Source organism: Leptospira kmetyi serovar Malaysia str. Bejo-Iso9 (assembly GCF_000243735.2).
Taxonomy (GTDB): Bacteria; Spirochaetota; Leptospiria; order Leptospirales; family Leptospiraceae; genus Leptospira; species Leptospira kmetyi.
Genome location: NZ_AHMP02000003.1, coordinates 3446730 through 3465460 on the forward strand (window position 1 = coordinate 3446730; position 18731 = coordinate 3465460).

14 protein-coding genes and 1 pseudogene are annotated in these 18731 nt (G+C 45.3%); 6 read left to right on the forward strand and 9 right to left on the reverse strand.

What is annotated here, in order from left to right; genetic code table 11:
• Positions 1-3 precede the first annotated feature (3 nt).
• The 3 genes from thrC to LEP1GSC052_RS18670 all read left to right on the forward strand — a co-directional run bounded on the left by thrC (position 4) and on the right by LEP1GSC052_RS18670 (position 3264).
• Complete coding sequence (gene thrC / locus LEP1GSC052_RS18660; protein ID WP_010572744.1) at positions 4-1353, forward strand: threonine synthase; 1350 nt, start codon at positions 4-6, stop codon at positions 1351-1353.
• Between the two features lie 100 nt (positions 1354-1453).
• Positions 1454-2179: a hypothetical protein gene (locus tag LEP1GSC052_RS18665; protein WP_010572743.1), complete on the forward strand. Its 726-nt coding sequence runs from the start codon at positions 1454-1456 to the stop codon at positions 2177-2179.
• A gap of 11 nt (positions 2180-2190) precedes the next feature.
• The gene (locus tag LEP1GSC052_RS18670) at positions 2191-3264 is read left to right on the forward strand and encodes an LIC10486 family protein (protein WP_010572742.1); all 1074 of its coding nucleotides are present in this window, start codon (positions 2191-2193) and stop codon (positions 3262-3264) included.
• 232 nt (positions 3265-3496) lie between these two features.
• Here the strand turns inward: LEP1GSC052_RS18670 and leuS are convergent, their stop codons facing one another.
• Positions 3497-6088, reverse strand: a complete 2592-nt coding sequence (leuS, locus tag LEP1GSC052_RS18675; RefSeq protein WP_010572741.1) for a leucine--tRNA ligase — start codon at positions 6086-6088, stop codon at positions 3497-3499.
• 478 nt (positions 6089-6566) lie between these two features.
• Here leuS and LEP1GSC052_RS18680 point away from each other — a divergent pair, with 478 nt between their 5' ends.
• The 3 genes from LEP1GSC052_RS18680 to LEP1GSC052_RS18690 all read left to right on the forward strand — a co-directional run bounded on the left by LEP1GSC052_RS18680 (position 6567) and on the right by LEP1GSC052_RS18690 (position 10592).
• Positions 6567-7355 (forward strand): ABC transporter ATP-binding protein, encoded by a 789-nt coding sequence (locus LEP1GSC052_RS18680; RefSeq protein WP_020985906.1) that lies wholly within the window; start codon positions 6567-6569, stop codon positions 7353-7355.
• Entirely contained in the window at positions 7352-9889 is a 2538-nt protein-coding gene (locus LEP1GSC052_RS18685) for an ABC transporter permease (RefSeq protein WP_010572738.1), read from the forward strand. Before LEP1GSC052_RS18680 ends, LEP1GSC052_RS18685 begins: the two co-directional genes overlap by 4 nt.
• A gap of 148 nt (positions 9890-10037) precedes the next feature.
• Positions 10038-10592: a DUF1564 domain-containing protein gene (locus LEP1GSC052_RS18690; RefSeq protein WP_020985552.1), complete on the forward strand. Its 555-nt coding sequence runs from the start codon at positions 10038-10040 to the stop codon at positions 10590-10592.
• 293 nt (positions 10593-10885) lie between these two features.
• Here the strand turns inward: LEP1GSC052_RS18690 and LEP1GSC052_RS18695 are convergent, their stop codons facing one another.
• From LEP1GSC052_RS18695 to LEP1GSC052_RS18735, 8 genes and pseudogenes are all read right to left on the reverse strand, one after another.
• Positions 10886-11179, reverse strand: a complete 294-nt coding sequence (locus LEP1GSC052_RS18695; RefSeq protein WP_010572736.1) for a hypothetical protein — start codon at positions 11177-11179, stop codon at positions 10886-10888.
• Between the two features lie 153 nt (positions 11180-11332).
• Positions 11333-11881 carry a YqgE/AlgH family protein gene (locus tag LEP1GSC052_RS18700; RefSeq protein WP_020986664.1) on the reverse strand — a complete coding sequence of 183 codons (549 nt, stop codon included), beginning with the start codon at positions 11879-11881 and terminating at the stop codon, positions 11333-11335.
• Positions 11882-11903: 22 nt separating this feature from the next.
• Entirely contained in the window at positions 11904-12872 is a 969-nt protein-coding gene (locus tag LEP1GSC052_RS18705) for a Gfo/Idh/MocA family protein (RefSeq protein ID WP_010572734.1), read from the reverse strand.
• A 125-nt stretch (positions 12873-12997) separates the two neighbouring features.
• On the reverse strand, positions 12998-14116 hold the full coding sequence (gene dnaJ / locus LEP1GSC052_RS18710; RefSeq protein ID WP_010572733.1) for a molecular chaperone DnaJ: 1119 nt from the start codon (positions 14114-14116) through the stop codon (positions 12998-13000).
• Positions 14117-14270: 154 nt separating this feature from the next.
• Entirely contained in the window at positions 14271-16205 is a 1935-nt protein-coding gene (gene dnaK / locus LEP1GSC052_RS18715; RefSeq protein ID WP_010572732.1) for a molecular chaperone DnaK, read from the reverse strand.
• A gap of 33 nt (positions 16206-16238) precedes the next feature.
• Positions 16239-16796, reverse strand: a pseudogene (gene grpE / locus LEP1GSC052_RS18720) (nucleotide exchange factor GrpE); the annotation flags it as partial.
• Positions 16795-17823, reverse strand: coding sequence for a heat-inducible transcriptional repressor HrcA (hrcA, locus tag LEP1GSC052_RS18725; RefSeq protein ID WP_010572730.1), 1029 nt, complete (start codon positions 17821-17823; stop codon positions 16795-16797). The gene hrcA and the pseudogene grpE, both read right to left, overlap by 2 nt.
• A 344-nt stretch (positions 17824-18167) precedes the next feature.
• A complete protein-coding gene (locus LEP1GSC052_RS18735; RefSeq protein WP_040913711.1) occupies positions 18168-18695 on the reverse strand; it encodes an RBBP9/YdeN family alpha/beta hydrolase in 528 nt (175 codons plus the stop codon).
• Positions 18696-18731: the final 36 nt, after the last annotated feature.

Here is an 18731-nt window from a genome sequence, read left to right on the forward strand (position 1 = left end):
AATATGGTCTCCACTCTTACCCGATACAAAGCAGAATTCGAATGTATAAACGACTCTTGTAAAACTCGATATGATCTCAACGAGATCGTCTACGAATGTAAAAAATGCGGAAGCCTTCTTCAGGTTTCGCACGACATAGAGGCGTTAAAAACCGTATCGGGACAAGAGTGGAAAAACCAATTCGACGCGCGTTTTCGTTCCGTTCAGTTTCCGAACTCCTCCGGGATTTGGAACAAAAGAGAATGGGTTCTTCCTCATATCGAAGATAAAAATATCGTAACGTCCGGAGAAGGTCTAACGCATCTTTTCAATTCGGATCGACTTACCGAAAGTTTAGGACTCGGTAGCTTTTACGTAAAACAATGTGGGATCTCCCACACCGGTTCTTTCAAAGATCTGGGTATGACCGTCCTATTATCCCAAGTCAAACATATGATCGCATCGGGAGTTCCGATCCAAGCGGTTGCATGCGCGAGTTCGGGCGATACTTCCGCGGCGCTTGCGTCTTACGCGGCTAAGGCGGGAATTCCCGCGATTATATTCTTACCTGCGGGAAAAGTATCGCAAGCCCAGTTGATTCAACCGGTTTCGAACGGAGCGAAAGTGATCGCGCTCGATACGGATTTCGACGGTTGTATGCAGATCGTAAAGGAAGTAACTCGAGAAGCGGGAATCTATCTCGCGAACTCGATGAATTCTTTGCGGATCGAAGGACAAAAAACGATCTCTGTGGAAATCACGCAACAGTTGGAATGGAAGGTTCCGGATTGGATCGTGATTCCGGGAGGAAATCTCGGAAACGTTTCCGCGCTCGGAGCCGGATTTGAGATGATGCTTTCCCTCGGGCTCATCGACAAACTTCCGAGAATCGTATTGGCGCAAGCCGAACACGCGAATCCACTTTATCTTTCCTACTTAAAGAATTTTGAAAGTTTCGAACCGGTTGCGGCCAAAACGACGCTTGCGTCCGCGATTCAAATCGGAAATCCGGTTTCGATTCAAAAGGCGATCAAAACCCTCAAAAAATTCGGCGGCGTTGTCGAACAGGCCAGCGAATCCGAGTTGGCGAACGCGGCGGCAAGAGCGGACTTATTCGGTTTATACAACGATCCTCATACGGGAGTGGCTTTGGCGGCTTTGGAAAAGCTGATTCACAAGGGGACGATCAAAAAAGGGGAGAATGTGGTCGTAATTTCGACCGCTCACGGCTTGAAATTCACCGAATTCAAACTTCAGTTCCACGACGGGAAAATTCCGGGATCGGATTCTAAAATCGTAAATTCCATCCATAGAATCGAACCGAAAGCGGACAAAGTTATAGGGCTAATCAAGCGGTTATTGAGCCTCGATTAGGCCTTTTTTTAAAAGGAAATTGAGAATTTTTTTAAGACTTTTTTTCCTAATTATTTTTTTTTCGTCGAAACTGGGAAGTTTTTCGTCATATCTCTAATCCATGAGGGATTTTGACGACGTATCAGCCGACTTTCAAATGGAAGTCGATTCTGCGATTTCAAGAGAAATTCCGATTTCCTTAATCACGTATGTTCTAACCCCCAAGGGTGAGAAAAAACTGAAATACATCATTCAGGGAATTCTCACCCGATACGATCGACTCGATCTCACCGAACTTCTTTATACTTCTTCCAAAGAATTGATCGTCAATGCGACGAAAGCCGCAATCAAACGGATTCTTTTTAAAGAATCAAAATTGAATATAGAATCTTTGGACGACTACGCTCGAGGGATGGAATCCTTTCACAGTAGCTTAAGCGACAAAAAGTTCCCGTTTTATAGGGAGAAAATGAAGGAACACGATTTGACAATCAAAGTCACCTTCTTCTTCAACGAGCACAGGATCATTTTGAAGATTTTGAACAACTTTCAACTCACGGATCAGGAAGAAAAACGGGTTCGCGAGAAATTTAGAATTTCAAGGGACTTCGACAACCTATTCGAGTTCTTTATGAAGTTCGGTGATTCCACCGAAGGCGCCGGGCTCGGAATTACGATGGTCGAAATTCTGGTCGCTCAGAGCGGATTTGACAGGCACTTGTTTACGATTTACAGTAGGAAAGGGATTTCGCAGACTGTTGCCAGAGTAGAAATCCCACTCAGAGAGGATTACATTCCTAGAAGACTGAAGTTCGCCAAAGGGCAGAATTTGGCTCCTAGCGTGTAGAATGAGGACGAATGGAACCGAGCAATCAAGTCAATAAATTACAGGAACAAGCGAATCTTATGAATCTCGCGCTTGAGTCTGTGCTGACGGAAGAACAAGCAGTGGAATTGATTCAAGGAAAGATCAGAGATTCTTTCCTGTTGAAGATCCGAATCGACATAGAAAACAGAAGCGGCGCGGTGGTCGCACTTGTGAGTAAATATAAAAACGACGTCATCGAAATCTTCTCCTTGTTTTCGAATTCGTCTCTGATCCGTAAGATCAGAAGTTTCGAAGATTCAGCGGCGTTCGCTCTCGACATGATCGAAGCGGCGAAGTCCGAACCTTTCGATCCCGGTCTTTCGGACAGCATCGGAAGAATCGTTTATTCCAAACTTACAAAAGCAGTATTAGAATCTTCTTATGCGAATTGGGAACGAAACGACGCGGCGAGTTTTGTGAACATTCTCGAGAATCAAATTAAAACATCATTAAAAGTGAATATAGTTCGGATTCAAGCCGACGTGGAATACATATCGAGTTTGAAGTTCAGAGCGAAGAACGTTTTCGCAGGAATTATTCCCGCTGTAAACAGACCCGCGGACGAACCTTCCATCGGACAAATTCCCGAGACTCAGGAAAAAACCCCGGTGCAAAGACAGATCGAACAATTCCGAAAACCTTTCGGAAGAGTGATTCTTTCCAAAACCGTTTTGGCTCCCGTCGGTGGAGTGGACTTCGACGAACTTACGGAAGGGGATAAACTTTTCTTTCAATTACCGATCGGAACCATGGACGAGAAAGCGATGGCCAAAACCCTCGGCGGTTTTGACGAAGCCGGTAATCCGAAGAACGTGATCGGAGAATTTATCGGCATCGCGGCGGGTAAGGGAGAATATCATATCTTTGCGAAAGGTCCTTCCGGCGTTTTACTTCAGGCTTTTGAAGAACGTCCCGTTCGTCTTGCGAAGGTCAAAAGTAAAAGTTCCGGTTCGGCTCCGGCAGCAAAGGTGGACTCTTCTTCCGGTGGCGGTTCTTTGGGAATGATCATCGTCGCAGGAGTTGTGATCGTCCTTGGTCTGCTCGTTTTTTTAATTATGAAGTAGATTTATATGTCGTTTGTTCCTTAAAATGTAGGATCTACTACATTTTAAGGAACGTTGGTTCGGGTGAGGTTTACAACTCGTTTGTCGGCGCAAATTTGTAGGAACTGCTACGAACTGATTTTCCGAAATGTTTGGGGTTTGTTCCATTCTTCGTTTGTCGGTGCAAGTTTTGTAGGAACTACTACGCGACGATTTTTCGAAAAACGTATGAGTTCCTACATTCTCAAAAAAATCAACCGATTACGAGATTGACCAGTTTTCCGGGAACGTAGATTTCCTTTCGGATCGTTTTCCCTTCTAAAATCCCGCTGATTTTCTCGAGATTCTTCGCCATTGAAATCGCATCGGCTTGAGAAACATCCTTCGGCGCTTTGAATTCGTCTCTGAGTTTTCCGTTTACCTGAACCACGATGAGAATCTCGGATTCGACCAAAAATTGCGGATCGGCTTCGGGAAATTTTTCGTAGGTTAAAGAACCGCTTTTACCGGAACGTTTCCAAAGTTCTTCCGCGAGGTGAGGTGCAAACGGAGCCAAAAGAAGAATGAACGCTTCCAAAACCTCTTTCGGTCTTCGATCCGTCGGTGTGAACTCGTTCACAAAGATCATCAGTTGAGAAATCGCCGTGTTGAACGAAAAGTTCGGGATGTCTTCCGAGACTTTTTGAATCGTTTTATGAAGCACTTTCAATTCTTCCGAGGTCGGAACTACGTCGTCGAGACGGAAAGATTCTCCCTCGCCGGTATGAAAGAGTCTCCAGATCCGATTTAAGAAACGGAATACTCCTTCCACGCCTCTCGTGCTCCAAGGTTTCACCATTTCGAGAGGTCCCATGAACATCTCGAAAAGTCGAAGACTGTCCGCTCCGTATTCTTGAATGACGTCGTCGGGATTGACAACGTTGCCCAAGGACTTGGACATTTTGCGTTTGTCTTCTCCGAGGATCAAACCTTGGTGAATCAATTTTCCGAAAGGTTCCACCGTGGAAACCACTCCGATATCGTATAAGAACTTATGCCAGAATCTGGAATAAAGAAGGTGCAACACCGCGTGTTCGGAGCCGCCCACGTAAAGATCGACGGGCATCCATTTTTTTTCCAGTTCCGGATCGCAGAATAACTTTCCGTTTTTCGGATCGATATAACGCAGATAATACCAGCAGGAACCGGCCCACTGAGGCATCGTGTTCGTTTCTCTGGTTCCGATTTCTCCGGTTTCCGGGTCCTTGTATTTCAGCCAATCTTTGGCGAGTGCGAGGGGAGATTCTCCCGTGCCGGAAGGTTTAAATTCTTCTAAATTAGGAAGTTCTAATGGAAGTTCGGATTCCGGAATCGGTTTGGTGACCCCGGACGGATAATGAACGAGAGGAATCGGTTCTCCCCAGTATCTTTGTCTCGCAAAAAGCCAATCCCTGAGTTTGAACTGAATTTTTTTCTTACCGATCTTTTTGTTTTCCGCCCAAGCGATGATCTTGGAAGACGCGGAAGAATAATCCAAACCGTCGATGGAAACTTCCGCGGAGGAAGAATTGATACAAGTAGAAGTTTTCGAATCGAAGGCTGCGTCCGCAACTTCGCCTTGAATCACGGGAAGAATTTTTAATCCGAAGGCCTTTGCGAACTCGAAGTCGCGTTGATCGTGCGCGGGAACCGCCATGATCGCTCCGGTTCCGTATCCGTATAACACGTAGTCGCTGATCCAAACCGGAATTTCTTTCGTAGGATCGGCCGGATTGAGAACGTAAGTTCCCGTAAAAACTCCTGTCTTTTCCTTACTGAGTTCGGTACGATCCAAGTCGCTTTTTAAGGAAGAAGCCTTTTGATATTCTTCGACTTTTTGTTTTTGTTCGGGAGTGGTGATCTCGGCTACGATCGGATGTTCGGGCGCGACAACCATATACGTCACACCGAAAATCGTATCCGGTCTTGTGGTAAAAATTCGAATTCCGTCGAGCCCGCTCGGAAGGGATTTTTTAAACGGAAATGTGATCTCGAGTCCTTCGCTTTTGCCGATCCAATTCTTTTGCATTTCCAAAGTGGAAACGGGCCATTCGACCAGTTTTAAATCCGCGAGAAGACGATCCGCATACGCGGTGATTCTCATCATATATTGGCGCATCGGTTTACGAACGACTTCGTAACCCTTGTCCACCCATTCTTCCACTTCTTCGTTGGCGAGAACGGTTCCCAGCGCTTCGCACCAGTTTACGGGGATTTCGGCCTGATAAACGAGTCTGAAATCGGAAAGAATCTTCTCTTGATCCGCAACGGAGAATTGTTTCCATTCTTCCGCGCTGAATTGTCTGTAATCCAGGCCTTCCGAGCCTTTTTGGGAGAATCTTACGACAAGCGCTTCGATGGATTCCGCTTTTTTAAGTTCGGGATTGAACCAGGATTGATAGAGTTTGAGAAAGATCCACTGCGTGAATTTATAATAATCCGGGTCTGTTGTGGACAATTCTCGGGACCAATCGTAAGAAAGGCCGATCATTTGAATCTGACGGCGGAAGTTATCGATATTGTTTTTGGTCGTGATTGCGGGATGGACTCCGGTCTGCATCGCATAACGTTCCGCAGGGAGTCCGAAGGCGTCCCAACCCATAGGATGAAGGACTTCGAAACCTTTCATTCTTTTAAAACGGGAAAGAATGTCGGTCGCAGTATATCCTTCCGGGTGGCCTACGTGAAGTCCGGCGCCGGACGGATAAGGAAACATATCCAAGCAGTAGAATTTCGGTTTAGAAGACCGGATGTTTGTCTGAAAGCTTTTGTTTTCTTCCCAGAATTTTTGCCAAAAAGATTCTACTTCCTGAAACGGATATTGCATTTGGATCCTTACTTTCTTACTGAGTCGATTACCTTGATCAATCTTTGAAACGTTTTACTCAAACAAGTTTTGCAAAGATCATATTGGTAGAGTTGCGTGACTTTTGATCTGCATCCGGTGCAAGTCAAGAGATGATTTCCTTTCGGTTCTGTTTGTTTTTCTTCGAGTAACTGCATTTTGCTCCCAGACTTATCCATGATGATTTGTTTATTTACAGAGTGTCAATAAATCCGGAAAGAAACGTGATCCAACAACATCCCTTCCCGGCGGATCGGAGATTACGTTATAAAAACCGGGTAGTTTAGAGTCAAAAAAAATTAGCCGACGTCGAACGGAAATAGATAGAATTTTTTTTAAAAAAATTCGGATCTTTTGTTTTATGTGGAATGCTTTTTTAAAAGCGAGTTTCCAATGTATGATAGTCGATCCGTTGGAAATTTATTTCTTTTTTTGAATCGGATAAGGAAAGGTGTTTCGTTTGCTACAAGTAAAAAATCTCAACAAGTCCTATTTAGTTTCGGGAAAAAAACTCGAAGTGTTAAAAGACGTCTCCTTTACCATTGAAGAGGGAGAATTCATCGCGATCATCGGTCCTTCCGGTTCCGGTAAGTCCACATTGCTCGCTATTTCAGCAGGTTTGGATCGACCGGACGATGGAGAAGTCGTTCTAGACGGAATTCCTCTTCTGCAAAAGCGGGAAGACGAGCTTGCAAAGTTGAGAGGAGAGAAGATCGGATTCATCTTTCAGAATTTTCAACTGATTAAGTCTCTCAACGCGTTGGAAAATGTCTCCTTACCTCTCGTGTTGAATTCTAAATTGGATTCCACGCAAATAAGGGATAGGGCTTTGACCTGGTTGGAAAAAGTTTCGATGAAGGAAAGAGCCTCGAATTTTCCGGGACAGCTTTCGGGCGGAGAAGAACAACGTATCGCCATCGCGAGATCGTTCATTCACAATCCTAAGATTCTTTTTGCGGACGAACCCACCGCCAATTTGGATAAAAAGAACGGCGAGATGGTGATGAATCTTCTCGCGGAGTTGAATCAGAAAACTTCTTCCACGTTAATCGTCGTCACGCACGATCATTCGGTCGCGAATCTCGCCGATCGTGTATTAGAAATGAGCGATGGTCGTATAATCAAAGAGACGATCGTACGAAAAAAATCATCCAAGATTTCGTCCGCTTCTTCCAAATCGTCCGTTCGTTCCTCGGCTCGATCAAACGCATCGAGCGCAAAGAAAAAGGTTTCAAAGAAGAAAAAATGAAATTCAAATTACTGATTCAATCCGTCTTAAGAGACTTTCGATCCAGAAAAAGTTCGGCTTTGCAGATCGTTTTGGCGATTGCGATCGGAACCGGCTCGGTCACCGCGATCCACGCGTACAGGGAAGAATTGAGTCGCTCCATTCTCAAGGAAGCGCGCAATCTGATGGGCTCGGATCTGCTCGTACAAACCTCTTCTCCTTTGACCTCCGAGCAGAAAGAATTTATGTCCACCACTCTTCCAAAAGGCGCGGAAACCTCGGAACTCGTGCAGTTCGCTTCCATGCTTCGAAACAAAGAGAACGACGAAACGACTCTTTCGTTAATCAAAACCATGTCCGGTAAATTTCCGTACTACGGTGAGATCGTCACGGAACCGGCGGGTGTTTATCGCAAGTTAAAGGTAGGGGAAATTCTTCTTGAAGAAAGTTTAATCAAAAATTTAAAACTCAAGATCGGTTCTTCCGTTTCACTCGGTGAAAAAGAATTCATTCTAAAAGGAAAAGTTTTAAAAGAACCGGGAATCGCGGGAAGTTTTCTTTCCATGGCTCCGACTTCGATCATATCCGGAGCTTCTTTGGCGTCGACCGGTTTGGAACAAAGAGGTTCTCGCATCAGTTATCTGGTTCCGATCAAACTCAAGGATCCTTCCGTCGCGGGTAAATATAAGGAAACGCACTTCAAAGAGTATATTCAAAAAGACTTAACTCTTTACGATTCCACTGAAACCAATTCCGGTTCGCGAAAATTTTTGACGAACACGTTGGATTTTTTCAGTCTTCTCGGTTTGTCGGCTTTCTTTTTGGGAGGAATTTCGATTTTACTTGCGAGCCGCGCGGGCATCCGTGAAAAATCGGGAGCGCTCGCGGTATTAAAATGTTTAGGAGCGAGTCCCCGCGCGGTGAGTCTGATCGTTTTGGGCGAATTGTTTTTCTTTTCTTTGATCGGTTCCGTTTTAGGAATTTTACTCGGCTCCGTTTTACTCAAATGGATTCCCGATCTTGCGGGCGAGGATATTCTCAGCTTTCAACCTAAGATCGGTTTTACTTCCTTGGTTTGGGGACTTTTGATCGGGATCTTAATTCCGTTCTTTTCTTCCGTGGAATCCTTGGTCGAGATCCGAACGTTAAAACCGATTCTCGCTCTCAAACAGGAATTTCAGGAGGAAACGAATCGGATTCTTAGGTTTAGAATTACGCAGATCGCCGGTTATACGATCTTATTCCTATTGTTCTTTGCGTTGGCTTGGTGGGAAACCGAAAGCGCGTTGAAAGGATTGATTCTTTGTTCGATTCTGCTCGTTCTTCCGTTGATCGTATTTTTAGTATATTCCGGAATTAGAATATTGATTTCCAGGTTTCGGGACCGCGCCGATTTTTCTCCCTTTGTTCGGTTTATCATCGGTAAATTCGACAGACCGGGAACGACCTTGTCCCTTTCGGTGATCGGATTGACGAGTTCGCTTTTCATTCTTCTTTTATCCTTGATCGTAAGCGAAAGTCTTTTGGAATACAGCGGCGCCAAAGATACGGAAAGAAGACCGAATCTTTTCGTAATGGATATTCGCGCGGAACAAAAGGAACATTTCGAAGAAGTCGTCAAGGAATTCGGCGCTGAGAAAGTGATCGTCGCGCCCGTCATCGGAGCTCGTTTGTCCAAGATCAACGGTGAAACCGTGAAGAAGGACGAAACGGAATCTTCGGCGTTAAAACGCGATTGGAGATCCACGGCAAGAACTCGAGAATATTTTTTATCTTACAGAAACGATCCTTATCCCACGGAAAAAATCTTGGATGGTGATTTTTGGAGAAAGGGAGAAGAGGATCAGATTTCGGTCGAGAAGGAATTCTCCACACATTTGAAAGTGAACTTGGGAGACAGTTTGACCTTTCTCATCGGCGGCGTGGAAGTCACCGGTGTGATCCGCAATTTTAGAACCGTAAACTGGGCGGATATGAGACCGAACTTCGTGGTTTTGTTTTCTAAAGGAATTTTGGAAAAGGCTCCGGGTTATTATCTGAGTTCTTTGAGAATCGAATCCGAAGAAAAGAGATACGATCTTCAGAAGAATCTCGTTTCCAAATATCCGAACTTGACGATCATCGATACGGATAAAGCGGTTCGTGCGTTTTTGGGAATCTTGGAAAAAATTTCTTTCACGATTCGATTGATGACTTGGTTGATTTTGGGAGCTTCTCTTCTTTTGGTTTTGACCGCGTTGAATTCGAGTCGTAAGGAAAGAATCGAAGAAACCACTTTGCTTCGGATTATCGGCGGGACTTCGAGCTTTTTGAAAAGGGTTTTTCTTTGGGAAGGAATTCTTTTGGGAACATTCTCCTTTCTTTTGGCTCTTGGCCTGGCTTGTGTCGCGAACGAATTGATCAGCCAAAAGGTTTTGGAGATTCAACCTTCTCATCCTTTCGTCGAATATTTTCTCGCGTATCTTTTTACGATTTTGGCCACCACTTCGGTTTATTATTTAAACTTAAGGGGAGAATGGAAAAAGCCGCCGGTTAGTTTTATGAAAGCGATTTGATAAGGAACGGTCGGGGTGGGGCCGGTCGTGAGATCGGCGATCGGCTTTGTAGATTTTTATTTTGTTTTTTACCGTATCTTTTGATGCGCTTCGGGATTTTTTATAAAATTTTGGGGCCGCGCTTTCTTTTCTGAGAACCGTTTCGGGTATGCAGCTTATATTTTTTGATGACGGTAAAAAGATCCAATCGCGTTTGAATGAAAGAAAAGACAAAGTCGTTACGTTGTTGATTCCTCAAAGTTTTTACGACGGGCTTGCGAGAAAGGAGCAATTGGGTTTTGGCAGAAGAATTTCTTATCTTTTGAGGACTTATTCTAAGTTTATTTCCGCTTATCCTCGTTTGAACGATACCGCTTCGTCCACGCTCTATCAAAAGAATGAGGGCAAACTGAAAAAATTAAACGTGAGAATCGGGACCGGTCTATGGTCGATGTTGGGTGCGTTGGCTCAGGCGCACGGTGTTTCTCGGTGTTATCTTTTTAATTTTCTTTTGTATTTGGATCGGGTAGGGGTCGATGACTCTATCGTAAAAGCTTTGAAGGAAGGAGTTCCTACATTTCACGATGTCTACAGATATATCTGGCAACTCGATCTTACATCCAATACGATCAGCCGCGCCTTGGAATTTACGCCGAATCCTATAAAACCGTACATAAGTATCGATTATCCTTGGGACAAAGGAATCACAATCGCTCAAACATAAGAATACGTTCTTCTTTTAAAGCGGGCCGGAAAATTAACAGGCTCAAACCATGCCCGAACCAACGGGAGAAAAAAGAAAAATCGCCCTCGGGCCTCTTCTGCACGAACGATGCGCGACAATGAAGACTACGAATGAATGAAAGAATGAGAACCGATAAAAAAGAACATAAGAACTTCACCGACCAACGGAACAAAGTCCACCGACTGCCAGACCTACAAAACCAAGCCGAACACGGTCGTTGCTAAAAGTTCACAGCTCTCATTATTTTAAAAAAGTTGAATATTCAAAAAAGATCAACGCGTCGAAGCAAAAAGACCGGAGGAAACATCAAAGCCCCCCGCTTTGGCGGAGCAAACCTTATAATTGGAAGCGCTTGGACAAGACGCTGTGCCGCCGACCTTACAGCCTTTGTCCTGGCATTTTTTACGATTGTCAAACGTATCCGAACCCGTAAATCTACAGTAGTCCCTGCAAAGATCCGTCGAACCGGAAGTGCAGATGTAACAACCGTCCGCAGAAAGATCGCCGATGGAAAATAAGAAGACGAAAACGCTTAAACTCAAGAATAGACCTTGCAACTTTCTCATCAGAAAGAACCTCTTTATTTTTTTGATCCTAAAAGTTCGGACTTCTCTGTAAAGGCTAAAAAACGGAATCGATTCTTGGCTCGAAACGGTAAAAGGTATTGAGTAATGGGCAATCGTAACTGCAACTGCGCGAACAAAAACGCGAATGTAATTTCAGTTCAACATCGGATCTTTCGTGTGTTCCACGAAATACTTATAAATTCCACCCTTGCTTTTGAGAGCTTCTTGCCAGGTCGTTTCCGGATCTTGATTGAGAACGAAATCCTTCGTCGCTTCGTGAACGACCCAAGACTTACGATTCATCTCCGTCTCCAACTGACTCGCGCCCCACCCGGAATAACCTTGATAGACGTGAAACTTGGAAGAGGATTCCAACAATTCCAAAAGAGTATCGAAACTTCTTGCGAGATACAAACCGGGAATCACTTCGATGCCGGGTTGAGAAATCTGAGTGTCCTCATGTAAAACGGAAATGAACGTAGGATCGACAGGACCTCCGGAATAAATCGGAAGCGTTCTGCTAACATGATCCGGAATTCCTTGAATCACATCTCCTATGGACGCTTCTTGTTTTTTATTCAAGACCAAACCGAACGCGCCTTGACTGTCATGTTCCACCATCAGGATCACCGTCTGGTTAAAATAATCCATAACGATCGAAGAATTGGAGATTAGAATTTTACCGTTATAAGTTTCTTCCATATACAACCAAAATTAGACCGGATTACTTTTTAGACGTTCCGTGGATTTCGGAAAGAATTTGATAAGCGATTTCGAGCGTGGAAACGTCCGAGTTCCGATTTACGATCGGTTCGGTTTCCTTTCTGATACAACGGATAAAATGTTCGTGTTCTTGTTTCAAAGGATTGTCCTTGTGAACGAAGATTTTTTCCACGATGGATTCCTGACGATATTTGATCTCTTCGGATAAAAGGAGAATATCGGACGTCGCCTGTCTGTGAAGTTCGATTTCCTGATCCGTAAAATCGAGCATGATATAAACGTCTTTCTGAGTGATGTTTAAGGTTCTGATCTTCGCTTGTGTCGCTCTGGAAGCCGTGATGCTCGCGAGACAACCGTTTTCGAATTCGAGAAGAACGTTCGCGATATCTTCGTGATTGGATAAAACCTTCGTTCCCGATGCGGAAAGTTTTTTAACGGGAGAATTGACCAGATTCAAAACGATATCGATATCGTGAATCATCATGTCGAGAACGACTCCGACGTCCTTGATTCTCGGGTTAAAAGGAGCAAGCCTGCGAGACTCGATCAGTAAAGGGTCTTTTACTATTTTACCTAATTCTAATACTGCACCGTTGAATCTTTCCACGTGGCCCACGAGAAGAACTAAATTCTTATCCGCAGCGAGTTTTACGAGTTCCTTCGCCTGTTCCGTCGTTTCCGCGATCGGTTTTTCCACTAACACGTGTTTGTTGGCTAACAGGGCTTTTTTCGCGATTTCGTGGTGTAAAAAAGTGGGAACCGCGATCACCAACGCGTCCACTTTCGAGATCAACTCGTCGATCGTCGCAAACGCGGAGGTCTTATGTTTTTCCGCCATTTGTTTCGCTCTGTCCACGTCCGCGTCGAAAATTCCGACCAGGGTTGCGTCGTTCAGAGTTTTTGCCACGTTCACATGGTATTGTCCCATGTGTCCGGTTCCGATCACACCGAGTTTTACTCTTTCTGTCATTGTACTTCCTTTTGTTTCGAGCGCCGAGGCTCAGTTCGAGTCTTAAACCCGATTCTTATAAAATGTGAAAAACGGATCTTCTCGTTCTTTTCGTTTTTACGAAGAATGGAAAGACCGCATTCTTCTTACTTTGTAAAGATTTTTCCCTTTGAACCAGGAATGTTTTCTCCCGATTCTCTCGCGAATTCTTCTATCAATTCTTTTTGTCTTCTCGTGATCTTTTTCGGAATTTCGATCTTCACGACTACGTGTTGATCTCCTTTTCCATACGCTCCGAGATAAGGCATTCCATGACCTTTCAATCGAAACACTTGTCCCGATTCGGTTCCTTCCGGAATTTTCATCTTCGCCTTTTTGCCGTCGATGGTCGGTACTTCGATTTCCGCGCCGAGAATCGCCTGAGCTAAAGTGATTTTACGAACGAGAATCAGATCGTTTCCTTCACGGCTGAACAATTCGTGTTTCTTAATATGTGTTACCACATACAAGTCGCCGTGTGGTCCGCCGTTCGGTCCGGCTTCGCCTTCTCCGGAAACCTTAAGTCTGGATCCGGTTTCGATTCCGGGCGGAATTTTAATATTGATCGTTCTGCGTTTTTCCTGAAGGCCTTGTCCACCGCAGGATTTACATGGATTGGAAATGGTGGTTCCTTTTCCTCTACAAGTAGGACAGGTCGTCGCTACGGAAAAGAATCCTTGTGTTCTTCGAATTTGTCCCGAACCTCCGCAGTCCGAACAGGTTACGGGAGAACTTCCTTTGGCCGCGCCGGAGCCGTTGCATTCGCTGCAAGATTCCAAACGTGGAATTTCGATTTTATATTCTCTTCCGAGTGCGGCGTCTTCTAAAGAAACTTCCAAGTTATAACGTAAGTCAGAACCTCTTTGCGGACCGGATCTTCTTCCGCCGCTGAAACCGCCTCGACCGCCACCGCCGAAGAAATCACCGAAGATATCGCCGAAGTCTCCGAAGATATCGGAGAAGTCCGTGTACGCGCCTTGTCCGTATCCTCCGGCACCGGCGCCCACTCCGGCTTTTCCGAATTGATCGTAAGCCTGACGTTTCTTTGCGTCTCTTAAGATCTCGTAGGCTTCGGTCGCTTCTTTAAATTTTTCTTCGGATTCCTTATCACCCTTATTCTTGTCCGGATGATATTTGATCGCTAACTTACGATAGGCGGATTTGATTTCCTCGTCGCTCGCGCTTTTGGAAACTCCAAGAATATCATAGTAACTTCTTTCACTCATTGTTTAATTCCAAGGTTGCGTCGAATCCGATTTGATGTTTCCAGTTTGTTCGGCGCTTTCAATGATTTCTAGAATCTCCGCGTCGCGCTTCGCGCGACGCGGTTTCGCCCCAACCTTATCTTCGATTCAATACGAGGATAGGCGGAACGGCTTCTTATTTTTTCTCATCATCCACTACGGTATAATCCGCGTCGACGACCTTTTCCCCGTTCTCTGCGGAATTGCCTTGATCGTTCGGTCCTTGCTGACCTGCCGCTCCTGGGCCTTGTTCCGCACCGGGCGCACCTTGCGAATAAATCTTAGTAGCGATGTCGGATGCGATTTTAGAAATCGAAGCTTTTGCGGATTCGATTCTCGCTTTATCGTTACTTTCGATCGCTTCACGGGCGCGTTTGATTTCGTCGGTTGCGAGTTGTTTTTCGCTCGCTCCGATTTTATCTCCGGCTTCGTTTACGGTTTTTTCAAGAGAATAAGCGATCGTATCCAATTCATTCTTAGCTTCGATCACTTCTCTCTGAGCCTTATCGGCCGCGGCGTGCGCTTCCGCATCTTTCACCATCTTTTGAATTTCATCTTCTGATAAACCGGACGAAGATTCGATTCTGATCTTTTGTTCCTTACCGGTTCCAAGATCTTTTGCGGAAACGTGCGCGATTCCGTTCGCATCGATATCGAAGGTCACTTCGATTTGAGGAACTCCTCTTGGCGCGGGTGGAATTCCGATCAGATCAAAACGGCCGAGCGTTCTGTTTGCGGAAGCCATTTCTCTTTCACCTTGAAGAACGTGAATCGATACCGCGGATTGGTTGTCCGCCGCAGTCGAAAACACTTGCGATTTCTTTGTAGGAATCGTAGTGTTTCTTTCGATCAACTTGGTCATCACTCCACCGAGAGTTTCGATACCGAGCGAGAGAGGAGTTACGTCGAGAAGCAATACGTCCGAAACTTCTCCGGCTAACACGCCGCCTTGAATCGCCGCACCGACCGCAACCACTTCGTCTGGGTTTACGGATTTGTTCGGTTCTTTTCCGAAGATTTGTTTTACGAGTTCTTGAACCGCAGGAATACGGATCGAACCGCCGACTAAGATTACTTCGTCGATATCGGATGCTTTTAAACCGGCGTCGCGAAGCGCATTCTCACATGGAATTCTTGTACGATCCACGAGATTCTTAGTAAGTTGGTCGAACTTCGCTCTGGAAAGCGTCATGTCCAAGTGTTTCGGACCGGACGCATCCGCTGTGATAAACGGAAGATTGATCTGAGTGGACATCGTTCCGGAAAGTTCGATCTTCGCTTTTTCAGCGGCTTCCTTCAATCTTTGAACCGTGTTTTTATCTGCGGAAATGTCGATTCCGGTTTGATTTTTAAACTCGGAGATCATCCATTCCATGATCGCCATATCGAAGTCGTCCCCGCCGAGATGCGTATCTCCGTTCGTGGATTTTACTTCGAAAACTCCATCCGCGAGTTCGAGAATCGAAATATCGAACGTCCCGCCGCCGAGATCATAAACCGCGATTTTGGAATTAATGTTCTTCTTATCGAAACCGTACGCAAGCGCGGCGGCGGTAGGTTCGTTAATAATTCTTTCCACTTCCAGACCCGCGATTCTTCCCGCGTCCTTGGTGGCTTGACGTTGTTCGTCATTGAAATATGCAGGAACCGTAATGACCGCTTTGGTCACTTTTTGACCGAGATAGTCTTCCGCGGTTTGTTTCATCTTCATCAGAACGCGCGCAGAAATTTCCTGAGGAGTGAATTCTCCCGCGGAAGTTTCGAACTTAACGCCTTCGTTACCCGAACGAACCACTTTGTAGGAAACGTGTTTCATTTCGGATTCGCATTCGCTGAGTCTGCGTCCGATAAATCGTTTTGCGGAGCGGATCGTGTTTGCCGCGTTGGTGATCGCTTGGTTCTTCGCGAACTGACCGACCAGATTCTCTCCTTTTGCCGTAAATGCTACGATCGAAGGAGTCGTTCTCGCTCCTTCAGAGTTTTGAATAACGACCGGATCTCCACCTTCCATTACGGAAACGACCGAGTTAGTAGTTCCTAAATCGATACCTATAATTTTTTCTTTGGACATTGTTTTCTCCTTTATACTTCCCTGAGATTCTAATTATGACTTCGGTTTCCCGATTCGGACCCTCGCGGGTCGAAGCGTGAACTTATCCTCGTTTTCCTTGTAGTAATAACCCGGTTGATAAACGTCTATGACGGTTTCTTCCGAGTATTGATCGTCTTCTTCCGAAGAAAGGGCTTCCATCGACATAGGGTCGAAGGATTCTCCCTTCGGATCAAAACGAACTACATTCGATTTTTCTAATACGGAGTAGAATTCCTTGAGAATCATCGCAACTCCGTCCACGAACGGTTTTAATTCTTCCGCGCTGGTTTGTGTCGCGCCGACTCTTTCCAAATTGTCGATCGGATTTAAGAATCCGCTGACCAATGACTTAACCGCTTCCTTGCGGATCGATGTGAATTCTTGCGCGGACCGGCGTTTGAAGTTTTGAAACTCCGCTCTTTCTCTCGCCCAGGAATCCTTTAAGGATTCGATCTCTTTTTTTGCGGCTTCCAATTCCGCTTGAAGAGAATTCTCCGGTTCGGGAGTCGGCGATTGTTCCGTTGTCTGTGTTGATTCTTCAGGATTCATATTCTCTAATTTTCTTTCCTCATTTACTAATTCGCGTCACCATTTCGGAGACGAGTTTCGACGTGAAGTCGACGAGCGGTAAGGCTCTGTTGTAATCCATTCTTTGCGGTCCGATGATTCCGAGAGCTCCGATCTTTTTTTCTCCCATCTTATAGTTGGAAGTGATGATCGAAACTCCGGACATCGATTGATCTCCGTCCTTTCCGATGATCGTATAAACTCCGTCCTGATCGATATAATCGGAAAAGAATCCTCTTAAAAATCCCTGGTCGTCCAAAAGAGAAAGAACTTGAGAAAGCTGTTCTTCTTCGTCTCTGAAGTTCGCGTAGAGATTTTTAAATCCGTCGATATACAACGTGACCTCGGAGTTATCCGGAGTCATCGCGGACGAAATCAAACCGGCGATTCTCGTAAAGTCTTCGGGTCCGTCTTTGCGGATCATCAACTTCGGAATCACTACATTCTGAATCTCATATATATCATAACCTCTCAGGTTATCGTTCAGATATTTTGAAATCTGATACAGAGCTTCCTGAGAATAATTCCGATCCACAAAGATATTTCTATGTAGAACGGTGCCGGATCTCATCACGAGAATCATGAGAATCTCGTCTCCATGAACGTGTATGAGTTCCAAATGTTTTAAAGTGTCCAGGTTCTTTGCCGGGCCGATCACGATTCCCGCGGCGTTCGACAAGGAAGAAAGTACCGATGCGGTCGCTTTCAAAATCTGATCCAGTTTGAACTGCATCTTCAAATATTCTTCCTGAATGCGCTGTTTCTCCTTGAGGGTCAGCTCGTAGAGAATCACAAGAGAATCCACATAGAAACGGTAGCCGCGTTCCGTCGGGATTCTTCCTCCCGATGTATGTCGGGACGCGAGATATCCATAGTCTTCCAGATCCTTCAACACGGTTCGAATCGAAGCCGGTGAAAGTCCGATGTCGTGTTTATCGTAAAGAGTTTTGGAACCGACCGGGCGATTCTCCTGGATAAACTCGTCTACGAGGGCTTTTAGAATTCTTTTGTGACGGTCTGTAAGATCCATTCTATTTCTGGCACTCTGAATGTTAGAGTGCTAATCTATACAATTAGTTTCCGAATTCCGAGTAAAAATGTCAAGGAAGAAAGTAATTCAAGACGGTTCAGGGGTTAAAATCGTTTCTTTTTTGGCATCAGAGCAGGGAGAGTGCCGGAAAGTTTGCCTTTTCGCGACATAGTTTGCGGCGGCGTTCTGGATCCGGCCGGATTTTTGTGGGAACTCCTTCGTTTTCGAGAAATTTTTTGCCGTAGTTCCGACCAAAGGAGGGAGTTCGAGAGACCCGAGAAGCCCGTGAATTCGTTCGTGACTCCGCTTTTTGGAGGAACTCCCACGAAATCTGCGAATCACCGTTAAGACAAAAGACGTTTGTAAATCCGATAACCTTCTTCCCAATTTCCCAGATTGGATTGGCTGTTGATATGACCTTCTTCTCCCAAATTGACGGTTTGAAGTCCCCAAGTCGCCGCAAGTTCTCGAGAAAACTCGGGAGTACAATACGGATCGTTTTCGCTGTACACAAGAATTCCAGGAATTCCGAGGTTCGTTTGTAGGAGCTCCTCAAATCCGATCAAACCACGAGGAAATACCGGAGATTTTGGATCGGGCGGCGCGACGAGCAGAATGGAACTTACCCGGTTTTTGAGTTTCGGAGAAGAATTTGCGATCAACAAACAACCGAGGCTATGACCGACGAGAATTGGATTCTTCCCTGAATCCGAGTTGTCGATCTGATCCAAAAGACTTTGTTCCCAATCTGAAAAGATCGGAGTAATCCAGTCTTTCTGCTGGACTCTGATAAATCCGTAGTTTTGTTCCCAGTGGGTTTGCCAGTGATCCGGCCCGGAATTGGAGATTCCCGGAATGAGATAAGTTTTCATCTGGATTTCTTCGCCTTTTTCGGATTTTGTAGGAAC